The following is a 17,301-nucleotide window of genomic DNA, read 5'->3' on the forward strand; positions in this document are numbered from 1 at the left end:
CTAAAATATAACATTTAATATACAAAATTGTAATATTTTTATAGGGAAGTAAATGTATAGGAATAGAGATATATTTTTTATTAATAATAGTTATATAGATTAAAAAAGAAATGTTAAAATTTGCGAGTCAGTTGTAGTATTTGTTCACTTACATCGGTAGTACTCAATCCTCCGTGATAACAAACGACAGATGCAATATCAAGATCCAAGTACTTTTGTAATGACAGCGTAGCTGTGTTGATATCTGGTGTTGTCGGGATATGAATTCCCTGTATACTTCCGTTTATACTATACATCGAATCACCCGCAATAAGAGTCTTGCTCTGCTTTAAGTAAAGGCTGATATGACCGGGAGTATGCCCTGGTGTATGAACAACATGAATTCCACCACAAAAAGGAAGTTCTTGACCATCTATTAAGATATGGTCTACTTTTCCAATAGGCGGATTTTGAAGATGGCTATCTTTTAAAAGAGGGAGTTCACCTTGAATATATGGTTGATCCAGCTCATGTGCATATACTTTAATCGGTTGACTGCATTGATGCAAAATATCTGGAAGACTACCAATATGATCCACATCCTGATGTGTTAAAATCACAACGTTTAGTTGATCTAATGACACGCCTACTTGTTGCATAGCTACACGTAAATCTTCTAGTTGTCCGGGGAATCCGGTATCTATCAAAATAGTCATTTCCGCGTCCCATAGAAGAATAGGATGAATAATATTTCCCTGAAAATCAAGTTCTAACATGTCTACCCCTTTTGAAATTTCCATCATCTCAGACCTCCGTCAAATTAAAATATACATATTAATACTCTTACTACTTAATCTTAACTTCATATTCGAGAAAGATATCATCTACGATTCATTGTGTAGACGAATCAAGTCTGACAAAAGATACGAAGAGTCCAAACAAAATAATGTGCATCAAAAGTAAGATTCTGACTATTACTTCTTTATTCATCATAGAAAGTGTAACAGGTCTATCAATCCAAATATGGTTAACGCTATAATAAGTAGCCATTATCTTTTTTTATACCCTGCCGATTGCTCACATCTATTTAGGGTAAAATAATATCAAGTGTAAAATCTAATTTCAGAAGTGGTGGTGTCCTATGTCAACAAGCAATACATCCAATAGATTAGCGAAAGAAAAATCACCTTACTTGCTCCAACATGCTCATAACCCTGTGAATTGGTTCCCCTGGGGAGAAGAAGCATTTGAAACAGCAAAGCGTGAGAATAAACCCATATTCTTATCTGTCGGATATTCCACTTGTCATTGGTGTCATGTAATGGAAAAAGAATCTTTTGAAAACGACGAAGTAGCTGAACTTCTCAATGAATCTTATATTTCGATCAAAGTCGATCGTGAAGAACGGCCGGATATTGATAATTTATATATGGCATACTGCCAGGCACTTACTGGACAAGGTGGATGGCCTTTAACGGTATTGCTTACCCCGGATCAGAAGCCTTTTTATGCAGGCACGTATTTTCCCAAAGATACTAAATACGGTCGAATCGGTATGATAGATATGCTCTCTCAGATTCGTGATAAATGGACAGAAGATCGTGAAAATATCGTTAGATCTGGTGACGATATTGTAGAGCGTATGAACCGTCAGCAGACGAAAATTACGCAGTCTGGACAATTTAGCGAAGAACTTGTTCATCGTGGTTACAAAACATTTCAAAGTTCATTTGATGAAGTATATGGTGGATTTGGAGGAGCACCCAAGTTCCCAACACCCCATCATTTGATGTTTCTAAGTGCATACTCTCATGTCTACCAAGAACCTCAAGCATTACATATGGTGCGCAAAACGTTAGATCATATGTACAGTGGAGGTATTTATGATCATATTGGATTTGGATTTTCTCGCTATTCGACCGATGAGAAATGGTTAGTCCCTCATTTTGAAAAAATGTTATACGATAATTCACTGTTGGCGATAGCTTATCTTGATGGATATCGTCTGACGAGTGATACCAAGTACGCACATATTGCAGAATCGATTTTTACGTATGTGTTACGGGATATGACTTCACCTGAAGGTGCTTTTTACAGTGCAGAAGATGCAGACTCCGAAGGGGTAGAAGGTAAATTTTACGTATTTACCCGCGATGAGATTGAAGAAGTGTTAGGGCTAGAAGAAATGCATAAGTATTGTAATGTGTACGATATTACACCTGAAGGCAATTTTGAAGGTGAAAATATCCCTAATCTTATCCCTTTTTCGACAGCAGAAATAGCAGAGCAACGTGACCTCAATGAACTGGCTTTGCGCACCGATCTAGAAGAAGCTCGCCAGAAATTGTTCGATTACCGCGAGCAACGTGTCCATCCTTCCAAAGATGATAAAGTATTAACCGCATGGAACGGGATGATGATTGCGGCTTTTGCTAGAGCAAGTCAGACATTGCAAAAACCTGAATATGCACAAGCAGCAGTCAAAGCGGCTGATTTTATTTGGGAACATATGCGCCGCGAAGATGGTCGTCTACTTGCACGTTATCGTGATGGAGAAGCTGCGTATAGTGCTTATGTAGATGATTATGCGTATCTCATCTGGGGCTTACAGGAGTTGTATGAAGCGACAGGAATGGCGAAGTATCTGCAATATGCGATAACGCTTAAAGAGCAATTGATCGAACTATTTTGGGATAAAGAGCAAGGCGGATTTTATTTTACAGGTCAAGATGGAGAGCAACTGATTACTCGCACCAAAGAAATCTACGATGGAGCAATGCCATCCGGTAATTCTGTAGCTGCATGGACGTTAGCCAAGTTAGCTGCGGTTACGCAAGATATAGAATTGCGTCAATATGCTGAGCAAATTGTAACTACTTTTACAGGGACTGCTGAGCAATATCCAGCAGGTTATTCGATGTTACTACTAGCAGGGCTACAATTATTACAAGGTAATCAAGAAATTGTGCTTGCAGGAAAAGTAGAAGATATTCATTTTCAAGAAATGATTGCAGAAGTGCAAAAAGCTTATTTACCATTTGCTTCTCTTATTATTCATGCTGATGGCACATCCGGTGAAGCGATTCGTGAGTTGCTTCCTCATTTGCAAGACAAAGTGATGCAGCAGAGCCAAGCAACCGCGTATATTTGTGAAGGCTTTGTTTGTCATGAGCCATTGACTACAGTAGAAGCATTACGTGAAAATGTGCATCGATCTGCGTTAAGTTTATAACAAGCAAAAGTCTTATATATATTTTTATAGACTAAAATAATAATAATGTTTTATTACAATCTATCGTCAATATTTCACAGAAGCGTATTCTACATGCATGGAGTAGAGTACGCTTCTTTTTTATATCTATGATTCTCTAGTAATTTAAAATGGTATCGTATAAAATAACAAAGTTAGCAGTAATATACATAGAAGAATAGGAGTTAGATGAAATGAATGAAGTAGCAACGTATGGGTACGCAGGATTTTGGAAAAGAACAGCGGCTACATTGATCGATGGTTTTATTATAGGATTTGTGTTAGTTATTTTGCTAGGTATTCCGTTTATCCTCGGATTTGTGAATGGAGTATGGTTGAAAGAAGAATATGAATATACCAGTGAAGATATCACGTTTCTGATTATTTTCTATATTTTCTATGTCATTGTTGAATTGGTAGTGCCATGGCTATATTATAGTTTGTTCGAGAAATCTAAATACCATGCAACACCAGGTAAAATGGCTGTTGGTATTATAGTGGTAGATCGTTATTTCCAACCGCTTCGCTTCGGGAGAGCGACAGGACGGTATTGGGCTAAAAATTTGTCGTATATGATCTTGTGTATCGGGTATATGATGGCAGGTTGGACACAATACAAACAAGCATTACACGATATGATCGCTAGTACGTATGTAGTAAACAAAAAAGACTGGGAACAATATATGTATATGCAACAACAGCAACAAGCAGCATCTTGGAATCAACCGGAGATGTCTCCTTATTTGCAAAAAGATCAGCAAGAGTGGAGATAAGTTCTAAGAAAATTATCGAGGAGTGTTTACCATATTATATGCAGGATTTTGGAAAAGATTTTTAGCGATAGGTATAGATGTCGTTATTCTTAGTATTTCATATTTAATCATAAGCTTTATTTTAAGTATAGTCGTTGTTGGCATTATCCATTTAACAGACAACTCACTCGAAAGCGAAGTATCTGTAAGCTCGTTACTTCCTATCATTTTTCAATTATTATCAGGACTAACCACTTGGTTATATTTTGGATTATTTGAAAAGTCTAAATACCAGGCAACTGTAGGTAAAATGATACTTGGAATCAAAGTGGTCAATCGCTCTATGGAGCGTATAGGTTTTGGACGAGCAGTAGCACGTTATTGGTTAAGATTATTATGTAATCTCACACTGGGTATAGGATATATCATAGTTGGATTTACAAAATACAAGCAAGGCATTCATGATATGATTGCAGATACGTATATTGTAAATAATCGAGCTCTTGATAATTATTTATATGAACAGCAATATCAACCACAATCACAGACAGAATATCCTTTGAATTTGAATAAAAATAGCTAAAAATAAGTCAGTTCTATCATCATTTATATTTTTCTCAGAAGTCTACTTTGTGGCAAGCAAAGTAGGCTTTTTTGGTTAAAATCATTTTAAACTACCTGATGCAACTACTTCCTACATATAATTGTAATCGTTAACTATCACATAAATGGAAGAAACTGACGAAAATAAACATATAACCCTACTCTGAAGGAGAAGTATCATGAGTATATTGATTGTAGATGACTCCAGACTTAATCTTGTCTTTTTGCAAAATGTACTTGATGCAGCAGGGTACAAGCATATACAGACCGCTTCTTCGGCTCAAGAAGCATTCGATATTCTTAGTATTCGAGATCAGCTCTCTCCTCGTAAAGCAGCAGCTATCGATTTGATTTTACTGGATATTGTGATGCCCGGTATTGATGGGATAGAAGCCTGTCGCATTATTAAGAGTTGTACTGTATATCAGGATTTGCCTATCATTTTTCTAACCGCAGATCGGATTCATTTCAAAGAAGCATTTAATGCAGGCGGTATGGATTTTATTGAAAAAGGCGGCCCTGATTATGAACTGCTAGCACGAGTTCAATCAGCGATCCGACTCAAAAAAGAAATGGATTCGCGTAAAGTTCGTGAAGAAAAAGTACACAAAGAACTCCAATTGGCGAAGCATTTACAACGAAGTGTACTGAGTCCACCGATCAATGAACCTGGCATTCGAGTGCATAGTAGCTATCTTCAATCAACAGAAGTATCCGGCGATATGCTGTATTGGAAAATGTTCGATCCGCAGCATTGTGGTGTACTGCTAATCGATGTGTCTGGTCATGGGATATCTGCGGCATTGATCAGTATGTCGATTCGTTCACTACTGGACGGTATTGTAGGCGTGGTCAAAGAACCATTTCTCGTGTGCGAAGAATTAAATAAGAAAATGAGAGCATTATTTGGTAAAAATCGTCGAGCTGCTTACTTTACAGCAATCTATCTATTTATCGATCTGGAATCCAAACAAATAGAGTATTTTAATGCAGGGCATCCACCAGGATTATTATTTCTCAAAGACCAGTACCCTACACAATTGACAGGCACAACAGTACCAATCGGTATTCAAAATGATATGAAATTAGATACGGCTACAGTTACGTATGATACCCCTGCACGAATTGTTTTATATACCGATGGATTAGTCGAAAAGCCAGGTGTTTCTATTCATGCAGGTATCGAAAAGCTAGAGCATTATGCTCAAAGTCTACACTATTTAGAAAATGAAGCGTTTGTTGTAAAGTTAGAACGTTTGATTCAGCATCGTAAAGACGATGTTTGTATTATTTCGATCGAGTTACCCTAAGCAAGGGATAGAGGAGGTACCCTGATGGAGCGCAGTGTAATAGCTAGGGCCAAAACAGTACAAGAAGCGGTAGAACAAGCACTATCTTTACTCGATGCAACCAAGCAACAAGTCAGTATTGAAGTGATGGAAAGTGAAGCCAAAGGCATGTTAGGGTTGTATTCCAAACAAGCAGTCGTCAAAGTCACTTTAAAAACAGAAGAAATCACCGAGCAGACGGCTGATGATACAGAGCAGTCATTGCCTATATTATTAGCAGAAGCTGAAACGATTAATAATATGCTAGCTTTACATGTTGAACAACCATTAGATTCACCTTCTATAGAGGAAACAGAAGGAAAAATATGGGTAAAAGAAGGAATGATATATTTTCATTCACAAGGGCACCAGCAACCCAGTATTAGCACAACAGACAATGTGTACCTCTGGATTAATGATGTGCCTATTATAGCAGGAGAAACTGTAAAGCTAGCTACTACCGATATTATACGATATGAAGTGGAAGACAAAGTCGTAGAACCTATATGGCATCTTCATATAGATGATAAAGCGATGAAGGTCAACTTGAATATCGAAGTAGGTTATCGAATTGTCCGAAAAATTATTTCTGCGCAACCGACATTAAGATTGGTGCTTAGAGCCGAAGAAGAGAAGCAGTATATTCCTATCGAACCGATAGCAGTACGCAAACAATTGATTGAGCAAAAAGTGATCTATGGTTTGGATCATGATGAAATTAAACATGCTTGTATGACTACAGTTAATGGTACATTTCTGATCGGAGAAGGAAAACCGCCTGTAGCAGGAACAAATGGACACTTTGAGATTAAAGTCGATACCAAAACACGTAAAGTACAGCCTAAAATGCGTGAAAATGGAACGATCGATTATCGTGAAATCAAAGAGTTTCCTTGTGTAGATGATGGTGATTTGATAGGTATCGTTCATCCACCGATTATCGGTACGAATGGATTGAATATTTTTGGAGAATCTGTACCTGCTCCTCCTGTCACCGGTGTTATTTTACTAACAGGGCAAGGTATACAATTGTCTCAAGATGGATTAGAAGTGACCGCTACCCGTACAGGAATGCCAGAAGTTATTACTCAGGGTCGTCATATCAAGCTTGCTATTATTCCCAAATTGGATCATCGTGGAGATGTTACATTACAAACAGGAAATATTCATTTTCAAGGTGATGTTGATATTAGTGGAACGGTGCAAGATACGATGAAAGTTGAAGCAGATGGGAATATTCAGATCAAAGGCAATGTCAATATGGCGGAGATTGTTGCAACTCAGTCGCTAAAAGTCACTGCTAATGTAATCGGAAGTGAAATAGCAGTAGGACAGTTGTTTCTGTTTTATGGTCAAGCAGAACCGATATTGAAAGTGATTTTAGAACAGACCGAGTTTTTGACTACAGCGATAGAGCAATTAAATCGCGCTGCTGCTTTTAAAATTACAGATATTGATCAACACGGGCTTGCTCCTCTGCTTGATGTATTATTTCGTGGACGGTTCAAAGAATTGCATCAACAATTACAATTATTTCTGCGTACCACTGAAGAACACAAAGCATTGATCAATGAAGAATGGCAAAAATATATTAAAGAAATCAAAAATGGTTTTTTGAATGTGGCAATCAGTCATTTCAGAACAGCAAATGATTTGGAGCGATTTGTCAAACGAACAGCTTATTTGTTAGACCGAGTTGTTTTGCCTCAATTGGATCATATTTTTGCACAATTTCATTATATTCAGAATAGTCAGATTCTTGCGGGTGGCCCCGTACAAGTGAAAAAAGGATGTTATAACACACAATTACGTTGCTCAGGGTTACTTGAAGTGACTGGATTTCTACGTGGTGGAGATTATTACGCTGCCAAAGGAATGCATATTCAAGAAGCAGGCACGATAGGTAGTAATTCGACCAAATTAACAGTTAAAGAAGATGCGGTTATTTATGTTGATAAATTACTCGGCGGAACGATTCTACAGATCGGCTCCAAAATGCATCATTTCAAAGAAGATACCCTGAATGTCAAAGCACGATTGAATCATGATCGCCAATTCGTATGGTAGGAGAGTGAACAAGCATGTTTGCATATAAAATAATAATAGATGAGCTACAAGCTACGGTTTATTTTGAAGGTGATATTGATATTGATGCTGGAGATATACTAGAAGATGAGATTGAGCCGGCTGTATCACCATATACCAATATTGTATTGAATTTAGAAAAAGTATTTTTTGTAGACTCTTCAGGAATCGGTCTTATTATCCGTTTAGTGCAAGTGTTACAAGAGTTAGGGCGTAATGTGTATATTGAGCAGACTCAACCGGAGGTTATGGAAGTTTTTGAATTGCTTCAACTGGATGAGATTCTAGGCAAGGAAATTTTTAGATAATGAAAGAAAAGAACGGCTATACCATATTACTCAGCTTTGTCGGATTGGCTAGTATGGTATATATGATCCGCGAATGGCATTCAATTGTATTATTTACGATTGCGCCTATTTTGTTTCTTATCGTTTTACTCGATCTGTTTCCGGTCAGATTACTAAGCGGTGAGGAATATAGCGGAAGTCTAGTTGGATTTCTTATTCTTGCACTTGCTTTTGGTTATAGGCCTGCTATTTTAGGGATTCTAATCAGTACTATTGTATCGTATGCACGTAAAAAGAATTTTGATATTCGGCAAATGAATCTATTTCGAATGTGCTCTGCATTAGGGAAAAGTGTGATCAGTATTTATTTATCGTATCAAGTAATGGAGTTTTTCGATCCATTTTCGACGTATCTACGAGCAGGATTGGGTGCGCTTGTATTTAGTCTGGTCTATATGTTGCTCGTAGCCGGAGCTTCGACTACGATTATCGGTACTCCTTTTCTCAATGATATGGTACTTAAATTAAAAGAACTTATTGTACCTGTTTTATTGTGTACGATTATTGTTCCCCATTTTTTGAGACATATTTCATTAGGAAATATCATGTATGAGACCGTCTACATTTTACTGTTTTTGTTACTGATTATTTTTTTATCGCATGGATATATCCGTCAATTACAGATTCGAATGAAGTCTTCTGAAGAATTTATTCGCTTGAGTGAATTAAGAATTTCACAACGAAATGAAGGACATGGCAAAAATACGGGTATTCTTTGTCAATACATGCTAGAGCTACTCGCTTATCCGAAAAAAAGAAGAACAGATTTGATTAACTACACCACTTTGCATGATATTGGCAAATCATTATTACCGATGGACATTTTAACAAAACGTGGTGCGCTTTCTTTAACAGAAGAAAAAGAATATCAATCGCATGCGACAGAAAGTTATAATATTATTTTGGCAATTAGTGGCGATAAAAAAGCAGCAGAATGGATACTTCATCATCATGAACGTTATGATGGAAAAGGATTCCCCGCAGGATTAAAAGGAAACGATATCCCTTATGAATCTCGAATCATCGCATTATGTAATCAGCTAGAACATTTGCTTAATCGTTTTGCAGAAGACGGAGAAGTATTACGACAATTACAACAACTTTCAGGTAAAGTATTAGATCCCAAATTAATTCAAGCAATTACTTTAGAAATGATTACTCATTTACGAGAATTGATTATTACCAAGCCATTATTGCAAGAAAGCGATTTGATCCATGTAGATGTCCAATCAATTGAAGAGCATAAAGAAATGAGCGGATTTACAGGTGGTACAGTATTGCTTAAATATACAGGAAATGATAGTTTGCTTGATATGGAAGACACTAATCTCAAAGAACAATTAGCGATATTGGCTGAACATGCACTTCGGGTTTCTGAGAACTTTTACGAAGTGATCCAAAGCAACAACAAAACATTTGAAGCCCATTTCTATCCTGAAAATAGCTGGGTGGCGATCGTATTAACCGATATTACACCTGCGCTAGAATACCGCGAACAATTACATCAGAGCACTATGCGGTCATATAAAGATGTGATAGAAACACTTTCAAAAAGTAAAATCGATATTTGCTTAGAGCAACAAGAAATAGAACAGCATTTGGGATTGCCTTTAGCTCAAATGGATATTATAACTAAAAGCGATGTATCTTCAGGGCGTTCGTTAGTGATGGAATATATCCCGGAAGAGTTAAAAATCAATCAACCGAAAAAATTAATGCATATTAAGCTGGCTGTATCGGAAGGTGTCACCAATCTGATCAAACATGCAGCAAATGGAAAATTGTCGGTGTACAGTAAGTCTAACGTACTGCAAATTTATATTACAGATCAAGGTTCTGGTATTCCGATCCATGAATTGCCTAAAATGATATTGATCTCTGGTTATAGCAGTAAGCGTTCGTTAGGTAAAGGGTTTGCTTTGATGTATACATCAGCCGATCGAATTATGGTGCATACCAGTTCGAAAGGAACTTCAATTTTGTTAGAATTTGATATGCTTTTAGAAGAAGCAAGTTAATGATAGGTATTGTCTACTATCATTAACTTGCTTTATATCGATTAGGTTAGTATATGTTACATAGACAGAATAAATATCAAAATAAACGCGTACATCAAGCAGGGATAAAGGAATAGAAGAGGGAATACAATAAAATGATAACGTGTGCATTTTTTGAAATTGGAGAAGGAGGAACAGATATGAATCAATGGCAAGGAGATCGTTTACTACAACAATGGTCTACAGAGTTACTATCTAACGATACAAAAGATTCTTCTGAACACAATAGAATCAACCAACAAGCCGGGCTACGTGCCCTATTACCACAATTAATCGGTACATTTGCTACCACAGATGATCATTCAATCAAACTTTTGGAAACAGTAGATTGTGGTAGTTATATTCGCAAACGGATAGAATGTTCTGCTTCGCCGTATAGTTATTTTGCAGCTTATGTGTTAATTCCCAAACAAATGACTACTCCTGCTCCGGCAGTGATTGCTATTCATGGTCATGGATATGGAAGTCGTGAGATTGTAGGATTGTTACCGAATGGAGAACCTGATCTGAATGCACCGGGTATCCATCAGCATTATGCTATCCAGTTAGTGAACCGGGGATTGATAACGATCGCTCCTGATGTGATCGGATTTGGGGAAAGACGATTGTCAGAAGATATCGCTAGAAATGCAGATATAGCTAATTCATGTGATTCTCTGTCCAGCCGAATGTTACTAATGGGTAAAACATTGGTGGGATTTAGAGTGCATGAAATACTTAGAGTACTCGATATTCTTAGCGATATGCCAGAAGTGGATGCAGAGCGGATTGGAATTATGGGATTTTCAGGTGGAGCTTTGATTGCTTATATTACAGCGGCATTAGATCAGCGCATACGTGCCACTGTACTAACTGGATTTACCAATACATATCAGGACAGCATTCTTCAGATTCATCATTGCATCTGTAACTATATTCCGGGTCAGGCATTACATGCAGATTTACCACAATGGATAGGTCTGATAGCACCACGACCTTTATTTGTAGAAGCAGGGAGACATGATCCTATTTTTCCTATACAAGGTTTTCACAATGCTATATCACAGCTACAACAAATCTATCAACAGCATAATGCTGAACAACAATTTGCAAGCGATATATTTGAAGGTGCTCATGAGATCAGTGGAAGATATGCTTATGATTGGATACAAAAAAAGCTTGCGATTATAGACTGAAAGGATAGTCTGTATCGCAAGCTTTAGAAAATAGAACCGATAAGATGAAGAGTGTAGCAATTAGTTATCGTGAATGATCGCTTGAATTTCTTCTTCATCATCATTGATGACTAATTCTACCTGTTCTTTAAATACTCGTGAATTATACTCACTGAACATATAACGTAAAATCGCTTCGTTCAGATTACTTTCGACTAAATACTGACTTCGTCCTTCTGTCCATACTTCTGCGGTATACCCGGTATCTTCTTCCCAGGAAAGTTGAACTATTACATCCGTAGGTTTCAGTCCTTTGCGTTCAGCGATATTCAAGCATACTGCATTGTTGATTTCATCCATACTGAGTCGCATAGGCATTAACGTCTATTGTACGGGTCAGCGGATTTTTTACGTTGACGAATCATACGATAAATTCCACGAGCCGCTATAAATAGAATATAAATGGCGAATAAGTTAATAACTAATCCTAACAAGTCTCCGAACATTCCCATATTACCGAACATTCCACCGAATAACATACCGGCTAGACCACCAATCATTAATCCTTTGAAAAAGCTACCACCGCTAAAAAATCCACGATTAGCTGTTGAACCTGCTGTGTTATTTTTTGTACGGTTCGTGCTGTTCATTGTACTGCTATTACTATCTGTAGATTTTTTAGGTGTTGTTGTGTATGACTTCGGTGAAGATTTGAATCCGCCACCACGTCGTGCATCGGCATCATTAGCAAAGCCGCTAAATAAAGTGAAGAATAATGTGAATGCTACAAAAACCATCAGCATTTTTTTCATTGTGTTCATGATCCTCCTAGTAGTTGTCTTCAATGACAGTATAGTTAATATACGTATGACATCTGCTTAGGTTTCAAAATGGTTTAATATTGATTCTCTCGATTTTGAACCATTAGCTTAGTATCAACTGTTCATTGATGTTGAGGTTGTGAGGAACTTTCGGTTGTTGAATTTTTGAGCATGTCGATTACCCATGTCGTCCATTCCAGATTCGCTTTAGCTGTAGCTAAACCTTTTTGACGCAAAATGTACAATCCAAAATCGCGTGTACCAAATTGACGAACTTCTTCAGGCATTTTGTGAATCGCTTGTTCAAAGTAATGGATACGTTCTTGATAGTAGATCGACCGTGTACCAAACAATGAGATAGCGTTTTCGCGATCAGTTGTCCATAAGCAAAATGCTTTGAGAACAAGTTCATCACGACTCACCGGTTCGCCTGCTGGAAGTTGCATCCATTCTTTCAGACGTTGTTCTCCGAGTGGCGTAATTGCATAAATCTTTTTGTCCGGTTTATCTGTTTGCTGAATCCATTCTGCAGATAACAAATGTTGCTCTTCCATACGTGACAACAGTGGATAAATTTGACTATGTTTTGCTTGCCAAAACGGTTGAATCTTGAGCATGAGGTCGTAACCTGACGAATTATTGCGTGCAAGCAAAGCGAGTAAACCATAAGATAGCGTGTTCATAGGGCATTCTCTCCTATCTTTTAAAACAGCCATTTGGCCGATTTAAGATAAAGTGTACACTACAACTGTATGCTTTCGCAAGGAAGCCACAAGCGATTTGATATAAAGTTATTGAAATATAAAAAAGATAGACAAAGAATGTTCAAATTTAATCTTAGAGTGATATTTCGATACTTTGGCAAAAAATAAAAAGCAAAAAGACGTGGATCTATACTCTCCACGTCTTCTATATTTGAAGCCTATCATTTCGTTATTACAGCCAATACTGCTTACTAGCCAATACTGCTTACTGATTATGGATTAGAAGTCACTTCGACTTGATCATAACCATTAACCAGCAGTTCCAATTGTCCTGTTGCTGGATCAATAATCATTCCATGTACAGGCACACTAGCAGGAAGTAGAGGATGGTTTTTGATAATATCTACACTGCGCATAACGCCTTCTTTTTCATTATCAAAACCTTGAAGCCATCTTTTCAGTTTGATTCCTGAATTTTCAAGCGTAGTCAGCACTTCGGGTGCAATACCGCGCTCGTGAATTTTTTCAATCATATGATCTGAGTTCAGTGAAGCCATACCGCATCCATGATGACCCACTACGATCACTTCTTCTGCTTTTAATTCATAAATAGCGACAAGAATACTACGCATTACACTACCAAATGGCTGTGAAATAATAGCACCTGCGTTTTTTAGAATTTTGGCATCACCGTTACGAATATTCATTGCTTTAGGCAATAATTCGGTTAAACGGGTATCCATACAAGTCAAAATAACCAACTTTTTCTCAGGGAAAGGGCTAGAAAGATAAGCTTCATATTCTTTGCTAGTCACAAATTCCTGATTGTGTTGCATAATCGTTGTGATCGAGTTCATTGAGTATCCTCCTGGTCATCTTACAGATTAATATTAGACAATTAGATCAATGCTTTGCGTCCATCGAGAACGCGTATGCTTCTACTATAATATTGAGAAGCACTGCTAAGTCTGAGTGAAGAACCGATATCGTCTGTTGATAGTGTGAGTTCATCATCATCAAAATAAGATTCTCCACTTTGGTGCATCGTGAGTGACAATGCATTACTTTCAACAACTGTATCTCTTTTGCCTGGCTCATCAATCAAACGAAGGGCTGGAATACCACCTGTACATCCGCAGTCTTCATTATCTACGAAAATACGAATGACCGCTTTTTGGTCACCAATTTTGCGCGATAAATATTGTTCTGCTTGAGGGGTTACATTTACTTTTACCATTGATATTCACTCCTTAGAAGTTATCTATAATATGACATGAGCAAAAATGGTTAAATGTATTCTTATAGACAATGAATCCGCCTATATAGCACAATAGAATCAATGTTGTCTATAATATTTAATTGTGTACCATTGATTATACGACTAGAAGAACGTATCATCAAGAGGTGTATTTTTACAAAATAACAATATTGCGTATCATAACCCAGTGTTATGGATGTAAGCAGAGAGGTGAACCTTATTATGGAACAATATGTACAAGAGACATTAACGCAATTTCGGCAATTGGTTCGCAAAATTAGCAGTTATGGTGAAGCGCTTGCACTAATGGGATGGGACTTGCGCACAGGAGCTCCACGTAAAGGTGCAGAGCTACGCGCCGATACGATTGGTGTATTAGCGACAGAACACTTCAAACTGTCTGTATCGAAAGAAATGGGCGGTTATATCGAAATCCTTTCACGTCCAGATGTGTTTGAACAGTTAAAAGATAACGACAAACGTATTGTACAAGATGTTCGCAAAGAGTATGAATTGAATGAAAAGATTCCACCTGAAAAAATCCAAAAATATTCAAGCTTAACGACTCATGCACAAACGGTATGGGAAGAAGCCAAACATAACGATGATTTTGAAGGCTTTGAGCCATTACTTAGTGAAATTGTTGCTATGAAACGTGATTTTATTGATTATTGGGGTGTCAAAGACACGCGTTATGACACATTGTTAGATATGTACGAGCCTGATTTGACAGTAGCCAAATTAGATGTGGTATTTGACCGCTTAAAATCACGTCTTGTTCCTTTACTTGAAAAAATCAAACAATCAGAACATCAACCGGATAACGATTTCTTGAAGCAACAGTATGATATCGGTCAACAGGAAAAGATCGGTCATTTATTGCTGAAAGAAATGGGATTTGATTTTGAAGCAGGACGTTTGGATGAAAGTGTACATCCTTTCGCTACAGGTCTGAATCCGGGCGATGTACGTATTACGACGCATTACATGCCTGAAGATGTGATGAGTGCGATTTTTAGTTCTCTTCATGAAGGCGGACACGCATTGTATGAGCAAAATATTTCACATGATCTAGCAGGAACTCCGCTTGCTACAGGAACATCGATGGGGATTCATGAATCTCAATCCCGTTTCTGGGAAAATGTAGTAGGACGTAGTCGTTCATTCTGGGATCGTTATTACAGTGATTTACAGGCTCTATTCCCTGAGCAGCTTAAAGATGTATCGTTAGATACTTTTTATCGTGCAGCCAACCGTGTAGAAAATACATTGATTCGTATTGAAGCAGATGAATTAACGTATAATTTACACATCATTATTCGTTACGAAATTGAAAAAATGTTATTTAACGAAGGTCTAGATGTAAAAGACTTGCCTAAAGTATGGAATAGCAAGTATCAAGAGTATTTAGGGATTACGCCTCCAAACGATTCGTTAGGCGTATTGCAAGATGTGCATTGGTCTGGTGGAGACTTTGGATATTTCGCTTCGTATTCTCTAGGAAATATGTATGCTGCGCAAATGACTAATACCATGCGTAAAGAATTGCCTGATTTTGAACAATGGATTGCTGAAGGTAATCTATTGCCAATCAAAGAATGGTTAACCGATAAAATTTATAAATACGGTAAAAGTCGCACCCCTTCCGAATTGATTCAAAATATTACCGGTGAAGAGTTAAACCCGGACTATCTTGCTGATTATTTGGAAGAAAAATATAACGAGATCTACCGTCTGCAATCGACTCATTCATAATACAAAAAGCTTTCATCTGTGGTCACTACGAAACAGGTGAAAGCTTTTATTTTGTGAAAAGATTGTAAAATCTAGCACCAAAACGATATTGTCGAATACTTATAAATCAAGTAGGATAAAACCTATACTCCAAAAGAGTAATAAACATTATAAAATACAGATAGAGAAAAAGAAGTGGAGTAAGGAGAGAAAGACGCATGGGTTTTCGCGTGATCAAAACAGCTATTGCAGCATTACTTGCAGTAGTTGTAGCAAGTACGCTAGGCGTTCCAAGTGCGATGTCAGCGGCTTTGTTAGCTATACTAGGAGTTGATGTTACACGTAAACGAAGTCTTAAAACGATTTCAGCTCGCTTTTTTGCTTCGTTGATTGGAATGATTTGTGCTTTTGTATTATTTTCGTTGTTTGGTTTTCATCACTGGGTATTTGCACTTTATATTTTGGTGGCTTTCCCATTGATCACACGAGCAGGTTTTAGTGCAGGCATTGTAACGAGTTCTGTAGTGGTTGTGCATATTTTTAACGGAGCGACTTTGACCGCTCATACGATGTTAGTAGAGATTGAATTGCTACTGATTGGTCTTGGTGCAGCAGCTATAGTCAATCTGGTCTATATGCCTAATCCTCATCAGCGTCTTGACGCGATTCGCAGTGAAGTCAATGAACTGTTGTCTCAAATGTGTGAGCAAATAGCCAAAACGCTACGAAGTCCTTCGTTTGCCTGGGATGGTAAAGAAGTTATTGAAGCATATACCAAAGTAGAGCAGGGACTAACAGAATCGAAGCGTGAACTGGAAAATCAGATGTTGCATACCGATGAATCTTGGACAGTATATTTCTATATGCGAAAACAACATTTAGATTCGGTTCAGAATATGATGCAACTGGTTGCTCAGGTGTATCGTAAAATGCCTCAAGCAGATGCAGCAGCCGAAATGTTTGAACAATTATCAAGAGATGTGAAGACGCCATATTATACAGGCAAGACTGAAAGTCTATTATTAGCGCTGGAAGAAGATTTTAAAAATATGGATTTACCAGTAACGCGAGAAGAATTTGAAATGCGTTCCGCTATCTTGCAATTATGCAGAGAATTGGGTCAATACCTAAAAATATCCAAACGTGATAAATTGCGTAACCCCTTGCTAGGTATGGATAATAAGGTAAAATAGAATATAAGTTTAATCATAGAAGCTATCTATATCGTC

At 37.5% G+C, this 17,301-nt stretch carries 16 protein-coding genes; 10 read left to right on the plus strand and 6 right to left on the minus strand.

The window, feature by feature from the left end:
• Positions 1-113: 113 nt before the first annotated feature.
• Positions 114-779, minus strand: coding sequence for an MBL fold metallo-hydrolase (locus ACFSGI_RS08520; protein WP_204824958.1), 666 nt, complete (start codon positions 777-779; stop codon positions 114-116).
• Between the two features lie 341 nt (positions 780-1,120).
• On the opposite strand from ACFSGI_RS08520, the gene ACFSGI_RS08525 reads away from it, so the two are divergent.
• From ACFSGI_RS08525 to ACFSGI_RS08560, 8 genes are all read left to right on the plus strand, one after another.
• Complete coding sequence (locus tag ACFSGI_RS08525) at positions 1,121-3,211, plus strand: thioredoxin domain-containing protein (RefSeq protein WP_204823714.1); 2,091 nt, start codon at positions 1,121-1,123, stop codon at positions 3,209-3,211.
• Positions 3,212-3,423: 212 nt separating this feature from the next.
• On the plus strand, positions 3,424-4,002 hold the full coding sequence (locus tag ACFSGI_RS08530; protein WP_204823715.1) for an RDD family protein: 579 nt from the start codon (positions 3,424-3,426) through the stop codon (positions 4,000-4,002).
• A 22-nt stretch (positions 4,003-4,024) separates the two neighbouring features.
• On the plus strand, positions 4,025-4,564 hold the full coding sequence (locus ACFSGI_RS08535) for an RDD family protein (protein ID WP_379282952.1): 540 nt from the start codon (positions 4,025-4,027) through the stop codon (positions 4,562-4,564).
• Positions 4,565-4,763: 199 nt separating this feature from the next.
• Positions 4,764-5,894, plus strand: coding sequence for a PP2C family protein-serine/threonine phosphatase (locus ACFSGI_RS08540; RefSeq protein ID WP_379282954.1), 1,131 nt, complete (start codon positions 4,764-4,766; stop codon positions 5,892-5,894).
• A gap of 24 nt (positions 5,895-5,918) precedes the next feature.
• On the plus strand, positions 5,919-7,979 hold the full coding sequence (locus ACFSGI_RS08545; protein ID WP_204823716.1) for a flagellar assembly protein A: 2,061 nt from the start codon (positions 5,919-5,921) through the stop codon (positions 7,977-7,979).
• A gap of 14 nt (positions 7,980-7,993) precedes the next feature.
• Positions 7,994-8,305 (plus strand): STAS domain-containing protein, encoded by a 312-nt coding sequence (locus ACFSGI_RS08550; protein ID WP_204823717.1) that lies wholly within the window; start codon positions 7,994-7,996, stop codon positions 8,303-8,305.
• Positions 8,305-10,362, plus strand: a complete 2,058-nt coding sequence (locus tag ACFSGI_RS08555; protein ID WP_204823718.1) for an HD domain-containing phosphohydrolase — start codon at positions 8,305-8,307, stop codon at positions 10,360-10,362. The genes ACFSGI_RS08550 and ACFSGI_RS08555 overlap by 1 nt, the downstream gene beginning before the upstream one ends.
• A 179-nt stretch (positions 10,363-10,541) precedes the next feature.
• Positions 10,542-11,576, plus strand: a complete 1,035-nt coding sequence (locus ACFSGI_RS08560; protein ID WP_204823719.1) for a dienelactone hydrolase family protein — start codon at positions 10,542-10,544, stop codon at positions 11,574-11,576.
• 60 nt (positions 11,577-11,636) lie between these two features.
• On the opposite strand, the gene ACFSGI_RS08565 is transcribed toward ACFSGI_RS08560, so the two are convergent.
• From ACFSGI_RS08565 to ACFSGI_RS08585, 5 genes are all read right to left on the minus strand, one after another.
• Positions 11,637-11,927 carry a DUF2653 family protein gene (locus tag ACFSGI_RS08565; protein ID WP_204823720.1) on the minus strand — a complete coding sequence of 97 codons (291 nt, stop codon included), beginning with the start codon at positions 11,925-11,927 and terminating at the stop codon, positions 11,637-11,639.
• Between the two features lie 5 nt (positions 11,928-11,932).
• Positions 11,933-12,367: a hypothetical protein gene (locus ACFSGI_RS08570; protein WP_204823721.1), complete on the minus strand. Its 435-nt coding sequence runs from the start codon at positions 12,365-12,367 to the stop codon at positions 11,933-11,935.
• Between the two features lie 131 nt (positions 12,368-12,498).
• Positions 12,499-13,059, minus strand: coding sequence for a PadR family transcriptional regulator (locus ACFSGI_RS08575; RefSeq protein ID WP_204823722.1), 561 nt, complete (start codon positions 13,057-13,059; stop codon positions 12,499-12,501).
• 293 nt (positions 13,060-13,352) lie between these two features.
• Complete coding sequence (locus ACFSGI_RS08580; protein WP_204823723.1) at positions 13,353-13,937, minus strand: beta-class carbonic anhydrase; 585 nt, start codon at positions 13,935-13,937, stop codon at positions 13,353-13,355.
• 41 nt (positions 13,938-13,978) lie between these two features.
• Complete coding sequence (locus ACFSGI_RS08585; protein ID WP_204823724.1) at positions 13,979-14,317, minus strand: iron-sulfur cluster biosynthesis family protein; 339 nt, start codon at positions 14,315-14,317, stop codon at positions 13,979-13,981.
• A 243-nt stretch (positions 14,318-14,560) separates the two neighbouring features.
• Here ACFSGI_RS08585 and ACFSGI_RS08590 point away from each other — a divergent pair, with 243 nt between their 5' ends.
• Together ACFSGI_RS08590 and ACFSGI_RS08595 are read left to right on the plus strand one after the other, a co-directional pair.
• Positions 14,561-16,093 (plus strand): carboxypeptidase M32, encoded by a 1,533-nt coding sequence (locus ACFSGI_RS08590; protein ID WP_204823725.1) that lies wholly within the window; start codon positions 14,561-14,563, stop codon positions 16,091-16,093.
• A 197-nt stretch (positions 16,094-16,290) separates the two neighbouring features.
• Positions 16,291-17,265: an aromatic acid exporter family protein gene (locus tag ACFSGI_RS08595; protein ID WP_204823726.1), complete on the plus strand. Its 975-nt coding sequence runs from the start codon at positions 16,291-16,293 to the stop codon at positions 17,263-17,265.
• The last annotated feature ends 36 nt before the right edge of the window (positions 17,266-17,301 follow it).

Source organism: Paenibacillus nicotianae (assembly GCF_042681745.1).
Taxonomy (GTDB): Bacteria; Bacillota; Bacilli; order Paenibacillales; family Paenibacillaceae; genus Saccharibacillus; species Saccharibacillus nicotianae.